The organism is Sphingomonas sp. (assembly GCF_019242355.1).
GTDB lineage: Bacteria > Pseudomonadota > Alphaproteobacteria > Sphingomonadales > Sphingomonadaceae > Sphingomicrobium.
On sequence record NZ_JAFAVR010000124.1, the window covers coordinates 1 to 5,929 of the forward strand.

Consider the following 5,929-nt stretch of genomic DNA (forward strand, 5'->3'; position numbering starts at 1 on the left):
CCTGTCTCACAGCCGAGGGGAAACCAGTTGAAGCCGAGCTGTCGCGCGGCATCTCTGAAAGCGTCGAGATGTATGAATTGCGACGGAAGTCCCGGTCGCTGCACCTCGAAGGCCTGCCGTCCGTTGACCACAGCGACATGACCGATAACCACCACGGTCTTTCCCCGGAACTCCGCGAATAGGGAGAGATCGATGCGCGTGAGATTCCCGCTGCTCAGCATGCGCGCCATGGCCCCCTCAAGCCGACGCGCTGGCGGAATCTCCGCTTCCAGCTTCGCCCTGCCGTCCGTGCTGTAGATGAGTGGCAGCAGTTCGACGCTGTTTCGGTCAATTTGCCGATTTAGCACCGGCCGAAGCCGCTCCTCAAAGGCAAGCTCGGCGAGGGGCACCAGCTTTGCCTGTCGTGGCATTCTTAAGAGAATGGAGGCGTCCGGGTCATCAATCGGGTAATAGTCTCTGTCCGAAGGCGGTGTATCCCGCAGCCGCGTAATGGCGGCTGCCGTCGCGGTTTCCCACCCCTTAGTGCGTCCAAGCGCACCAAGGGTTTCCCGCACATCGTCTACCGTGGCCTTATCGTCTTTGAGCTTATCATCGAGTTGCTCGGATGGAGTCCGGGCAAGCGCGGGACCATGAAATGGAAAGTTGTGGGGGCCTGGCCTTCTATTTTGGTCGTTATCCGGCGCTTTGGGCGGGTCGCGGAAAGGTGGAGGTCGAACCTCAACGGGAGGATGGACGAATGCCCTCTGACCGACGGCATGACTTGCCCATGTCAGCGCGGAAACCGCGACTACCAGGCCGGCGAAGACAATGCGCAGCCTGGCCCAAGAACGCCTCGAAGCGCGTCTACCCATATCGGATAGCGAAGTCATTCAGCGTGGCGCAGAGCCGATTGGCCTTTTCCAGGGTCCTCTTCAGAGTGGCTTTCGGCCCGTTATCACGTAAGCGGGTTATGGTCATGCGCGCTTGGTCGGCTTCAACCAACGCATGGACCAGCCGATTGTAGTCGGAGAGCAGCGATCCTCCGCTTTCTGTCCGGTGCAGGAAAGAGAGAACCACGCCACTGGAGCTTGCTACAAACGCAAGTACGGCGGGAGCGAGACCCCTTCCAACGGCCTTACTCAGAAAAGCCGCGGATGCGCCGCCGGCTCCCGCAGCGGCGATAAGTTTCGCCACGAGATCGTAATACCACCCGATCCGTAGGCGTCGACGAATCCGCTTCTGGATTTTAAGCGCTGCCTCACCATAGCGGCTCAGCATTTCCAGTGTAAGATCACACGACAACCCTGCTGGCGAGTCGCCGAGGACAGTGCCACGACGCCACAGCACCTCCAGATCCGGATTGTGTCTCTTAACCGCGTGGAGCGTCTCCGGGGCGAATCGCGAAAGAGCGCTAACAACCTCGCCTATTGACGGCCATGGATCATCGTCGTCCATTTCTTGTGCATCACCTTGAACATCGCGCGGATCGTAGCGTCACAGGCTTTGTAATTGGAAGTAGCGACTTCCCTTCTCGAGTTCGGAGCACCCCATCTGCCGCGAAGGCTGAGGTTGACACTCTCTGTTAATTCCTGGACGGCCTGTTCTGGCGCCGCAGGAGCGCGATCTGGTTCAGCAACTCGGTGACGGTCGCAAGGCTCTTGATCACTACGCCAATACGGCACGAACTCGGCGAGAGAGGTGCGCCGGCAGGGACGGGCAGCACGCGCTCGCTCCTGCTCGTAGCCTCGACGGAACCATCCTGGCCACTGCCGGAGAGCAGCTCTTTAGGCTCTGGCGCCTTCGGCCTCCAAACGTCCACTGTTCGAGGGTCGACTCCATGAGCGGTCAGGCCGCTCTCCAACAGTTGCAGAAGTTCAATCTGAGATACTACCCTCGTGCTCCTCGGGGGGTCAGCCCCGCCACGATCCGCAACGGTCTGCGATTGGCCGAGCGCGTTCAAGGCCAAGCCCTTCGGGCGCTTCGCGGCCTCGAGCTCACCCCACCAGGGCTTGGGATCGAGTCAGCGCAAGATGTGCAGGCCCTTGTCCCTTCTGCGGCTTTCCTCTGATCACAGCGCCTGCTTCGCGCAGTGGGCAGGGGTCAAGGCCGCGAAGCGCCCGAAGGGCTTGGCCTTGAGGCCTGCCAACGCACGGAGCACACTCGCCCATCAGAGGGACAGCGGCCTGGGGGATGATAGCGAGCGGCCGGTCAGCCCCGGCGCGCCACGCCGAGCCTGGCCCGGTAGCGTAGCGGAAAGCGCTGCGTCACGAACGTCCGGCCCAAGCCGCCGTGATCTCACCGGAATCGCGCACCAGGGTCAGGCGTGACAGCAGCGACATTGCTTCGGCGTGATGCTCCTTGATCATCGGGCCGACGCAGTCGCGCGGCACGACGACGAAGAAGCCGAGGTTCGCCGCGTGCCAGGCGGTCGGGAGAATGCCGACCTCGGTCGCCAGGCCGGTGTGGATGATCGTGCGGATGCGGTACAGCCGCAGCAGATATTCAAGCGGCGTGCCGATGAAGGCATCGGTGCGCATCTTCCCGATGACCGTCTCGCCCGGCTTCGTGCGAGCTCGTCGACCGTCTGCCATCCGTGGCTGCCGTACTGGATATGGGGCTTACGATTCGACTGCCCCAAAATTTTCCAGAAATCGAGCCGGCGGCAGTACGCGGATGTCGCGCCAAGGGTCGAGCACGAGCAGATCGTCATCGCCTGATACGATGGCGGTCGCATGAGCGGCGAGCGCCAGCTCCAGATAACAATTGTCCTTGGCATCGCGGCAGTCGTTCACGGTTTGCTTCGGCTCGATCCAGCGTGCCGCCGCAGCCAGCAACTCAAGCATCTCGCGGCGTCGGTCTTCGGTGAGAACGCGTGCGAACTTCGGCCTGGCCAGCACGCCGGCGATCTCTCGGTAAACTGCCTCCGACAGGACGACGACGCCTCGTGCCCGCGCAGCTGCCACGGCCTGCCGAGGAACGCCATTCGGGTTCAGGGCGGCGGAGACGACGGTGTTGGCATCGATCACGTAGACGCTCAGTCCCGGCGCTCCGCGTTGAAAGCCGCCAGCTCGGTTCGATCTCGGCCTCGGTCAGGCCGGCGTCCTGCGCCTCGGCGGCGGTCCGCTCAAAGAGCGCTATTAACGGATCATCGGCGCCTGGCCGGACCAGCCGATCGACGAGACGGCCGACTGCCTCGCGGCGCCGGGCAGTCGATAGGGCCGCCGCGGTTGCTTCCTGGACAGGGATCTCGATCTTCGTCGACTGGTTCATCGCCGGGCTCCTCTCAGAAGGCTCAGCCTACTCGATGTCGGAAATGAGATCATCCAGCTATCGAGCTGATTGACCCGCACGCCCGCAAGCTGACAGGCGACGCAAGCCCGACGCGACATAGCGCAGCGCGAAGGGCTGCATCACGAACGTTCTGCCCATGCCGCCGTGATCTCCCCTGAATCGCGCACCAGGGTCAGGCGTGACAGCAGCGACATGGCTTCCGCGTGATGCTCCTTGATCATCGGGCCGACGCAGTCGCGCGGCACGACGACGAAGAAGCCGAGATTCGCCGCATGCCAGGCGGTCGGGAGAATGCCGACCTCGGTCGCCAAGCCGGTGTGGATGATCGTGCGAATGCGGTACAGCCGCAGCAGATATTCAAGCGGGGTGCCGATGAAGGCATCGGTGCGCATCTTCCCGATGACCGTCTCGCCCGGCTTCGGTGCGAGCTCATCGACCGTCTGCCATCCGTGGCTGCCGTAATGGCTGTTCTCCAGGCGCCAGCGCTGCTCGGGATCGCGCGCGATCGCGTAGTTCTCGCGGATACGCGGATCAGTGAAGGTGCCGAGATTCGGCAGGTTGGTGTACTGCGTGTACATGACGCGCACGCCGTGCGACCGCGCCGTGTCGAGGAAGGCGGCGATCGGGCCAACAATTTGCGTGACGTCGATGCGCCGGTTATCGCGCGCGAAGACGCCGTCGGGGCCGGTGTTGTCGTTCTGGATGTCGTGCATGATCACGACCGTGTGCGCCGGATCGACGATCTCGGCGAAAGTCTCCGGTATCTGCCGGCCTTCCCATTCGATCATTCCTGGAACTCCCCTGCTCGATCCGAATTACTGATATCCCTGGGCGCGGGGCATCGGTAGGCACCAGCCCATCGGCGACGTCCGCCTACCCGTCCACTGACCCAGGCTAACCGAAACCCGCTCGATGTCAGAGGCCAAGCTGATGCCGATGTTTGTGACGATCGGATACGGTGACCGCGAAGGGTATGATCGCACGCCTTCAAACGTTCGCAATTCCGCTCATGCACATGAGGAGGAGTTGTGTAGGGCCGGAGCCTTGATGGGTGTTGCCGGAGCCCCGGTCCAGGTCCGCAACCCTGGCGGCTCGCACGCGCAGACGGAGAGCGGCCCGTTCATGTCGTCGGCGTTGCCCGTCGCTGGCTTCGCGGTGATCGAGGCTGCTGACATCGCTGAGGCGATCAAAATCGTATCCCGAGCGACTTGCGCCGTCGCGCACGGCGTCGTCGAGGTGTGGCCTCTCGAGAAAGCCGAGTGATTCCCGGCCTGTCACGATCCACGCCAGAGGGAGGACGCCCGGCATGGCACCGGGCCGCCGGTCAGCCTCGGGCGCTCGCCAGGTGCCTCTCCAAGGCATCCAGGCTCTCCGGCAGGTTGGCCCGGCCGAAGCCGATGCGGAACCGGTCATCAGGCAGGGACACGAGGTCGGATCGGAACAGGCTGGCGGGCAGCACGAGGACGCCGCTCCGCTCGATCAGGCGCTGCGCGAACGCCTCGACACCCTCGGCGCCCACGTAGCGGGGATAGCCGATCACGCCGCCCTCCGGCCGGTGCCACGCGAACAGCGCCGGATGCGCTGCAAAGAAGCGGTCGACCAGCGCCAAATTCCGGTCGGCGAGCCGGCGATTGCGGTCGAGGAGCGCGCTCCCGGATTTCAGCGCGATATTCGACAGCACCTCGCTCGGCGCGGAGTTGCAGAGCGACAGATAGTGCTTCAGCCGCTCCAGCCGGCTCGCCACCGCCCGGTCGCGGCAGGCGATCCAGCCGATCCGCAGGCCGGGCAGGCCGTAGGCCTTCGACAGCACATTCAGCGACACCCCGCGCTCATAGACGTCGGCGGCTTGCGGCAGGCGTTGCGCGGGATCGCGCTCGATCAGCCGATAGACCTCGTCGCTGAACAGCCAGGCGCCGCGGCTGCGGCACAGCGCCACCAGCGCGTCGAAGCGGTCGCGCTCCAGGATCTTTCCGGTCGGGTTGTTCGGAAAATTGATCGCGACGAGCCTGGTCCCCGGACGAAACGCGTCGGCGACGGCATCGATGTCGAGCGTCCAGCCGCGCGCGGCATCGAGCGCCACGCCGCTCACCGCACACAGTCCGCGCGGAATGGTCTCCGCGGACTGGTAGTTGGGGACGATCACGATGGCATGGTCATCACGGCCGAGCAGCGCGTGCATGGCGACGTGGATGCCTTCGCCGGCGCCCGCGAAGCAGACGATGTCATCCGGCGCAACGGCCTCGTAGCCCTCGGCGATGGTCTGGCGCAGCCAGGGCGCGCCGCGCGGCGCGGTGTAGGCGAGCCGGAGGTCCTGCCACCGCGCGGCGTCCTCGGGGTCGGCGCGGGCGAGCAGGTCGGCCATCCCCACCGTTTCCGAATCGGAGGCGGCGAGGTTGTGCCGGACGCTGCCACTCCAGCGGGAGAAATATGCTTCGAGCGCGAAGTCGCGCATCCCGGTCAGGCGTTTCGCTCCCAACCGCGCGGCGCCTGCTGCCAGTAGGTCATCGCGTGGCCTGCGGCCTTGGCCGCCGTCCAGCGCAGCCGTGCCGCCGCCACCGCCGCGGCGTCGCTGCCGTCGAACAGGTCGAAGACGCGGTCGAACGCGTCGAGCCGGGCGCTGCCGGCGCCGTCGATCAGGAACAGGAAGCGCGCGCCGTTC

Annotated in this window: 8 protein-coding genes; 1 reads left to right on the forward strand and 7 read right to left on the reverse strand. The window is 64.8% G+C overall.

Annotated elements, in window-relative coordinates; all coding sequences use genetic code 11:
• From JOZ79_RS05885 to JOZ79_RS05905, 5 genes are all read right to left on the reverse strand, one after another.
• Positions 1 to 389: hypothetical protein (locus JOZ79_RS05885; RefSeq protein ID WP_294071901.1), on the reverse strand; the 389-nt coding region annotated here is incomplete at its 3' end.
• Between the two features lie 454 nt (positions 390 to 843).
• The gene (locus tag JOZ79_RS05890; RefSeq protein WP_294071904.1) at positions 844 to 1,434 is read right to left on the reverse strand and encodes a hypothetical protein; all 591 of its coding nucleotides are present in this window, start codon (positions 1,432 to 1,434) and stop codon (positions 844 to 846) included.
• Positions 1,435 to 2,243: 809 nt separating this feature from the next.
• A complete protein-coding gene (locus tag JOZ79_RS05895; protein WP_294071907.1) occupies positions 2,244 to 2,570 on the reverse strand; it encodes an isochorismatase family protein in 327 nt (108 codons plus the stop codon).
• A 27-nt stretch (positions 2,571 to 2,597) separates the two neighbouring features.
• Entirely contained in the window at positions 2,598 to 3,005 is a 408-nt protein-coding gene (locus JOZ79_RS05900; protein WP_294071910.1) for a putative toxin-antitoxin system toxin component, PIN family, read from the reverse strand.
• Positions 3,006 to 3,389: 384 nt separating this feature from the next.
• Entirely contained in the window at positions 3,390 to 4,058 is a 669-nt protein-coding gene (locus tag JOZ79_RS05905; protein WP_294071913.1) for a cysteine hydrolase, read from the reverse strand.
• Between the two features lie 259 nt (positions 4,059 to 4,317).
• Here JOZ79_RS05905 and JOZ79_RS05910 point away from each other — a divergent pair, with 259 nt between their 5' ends.
• The gene (locus tag JOZ79_RS05910) at positions 4,318 to 4,533 is read left to right on the forward strand and encodes a hypothetical protein (RefSeq protein ID WP_294071916.1); all 216 of its coding nucleotides are present in this window, start codon (positions 4,318 to 4,320) and stop codon (positions 4,531 to 4,533) included.
• A gap of 61 nt (positions 4,534 to 4,594) precedes the next feature.
• Here JOZ79_RS05910 and JOZ79_RS05915 read toward each other — a convergent pair whose 3' ends face one another.
• Both JOZ79_RS05915 and JOZ79_RS05920 read right to left on the reverse strand, forming a co-directional pair.
• Complete coding sequence (locus JOZ79_RS05915; protein WP_294071919.1) at positions 4,595 to 5,722, reverse strand: aminotransferase class I/II-fold pyridoxal phosphate-dependent enzyme; 1,128 nt, start codon at positions 5,720 to 5,722, stop codon at positions 4,595 to 4,597.
• A gap of 5 nt (positions 5,723 to 5,727) precedes the next feature.
• The coding region (locus JOZ79_RS05920; protein ID WP_294071922.1) for a DNA polymerase III subunit chi at positions 5,728 to 5,929 on the reverse strand (202 nt) is incomplete at its 5' end.

What these genes read in the sequence shown, in the direction of transcription:
- JOZ79_RS05890 (WP_294071904.1), bottom strand. Translation starts at nt 1,434, where the DNA reads ATGGACGACGATGATCCATGGCCGTCAATAGGCGAGGTTGTTAGCGCT.
- JOZ79_RS05895 (WP_294071907.1), bottom strand. Translation starts at nt 2,570, where the DNA reads ATGGCAGACGGTCGACGAGCTCGCACGAAGCCGGGCGAGACGGTCATC.
- JOZ79_RS05915 (WP_294071919.1), bottom strand. Translation starts at nt 5,722, where the DNA reads ATGCGCGACTTCGCGCTCGAAGCATATTTCTCCCGCTGGAGTGGCAGC.
- JOZ79_RS05910 (WP_294071916.1), top strand. Translation starts at nt 4,318, where the DNA reads ATGGGTGTTGCCGGAGCCCCGGTCCAGGTCCGCAACCCTGGCGGCTCG.
- JOZ79_RS05905 (WP_294071913.1), bottom strand. Translation starts at nt 4,058, where the DNA reads ATGATCGAATGGGAAGGCCGGCAGATACCGGAGACTTTCGCCGAGATC.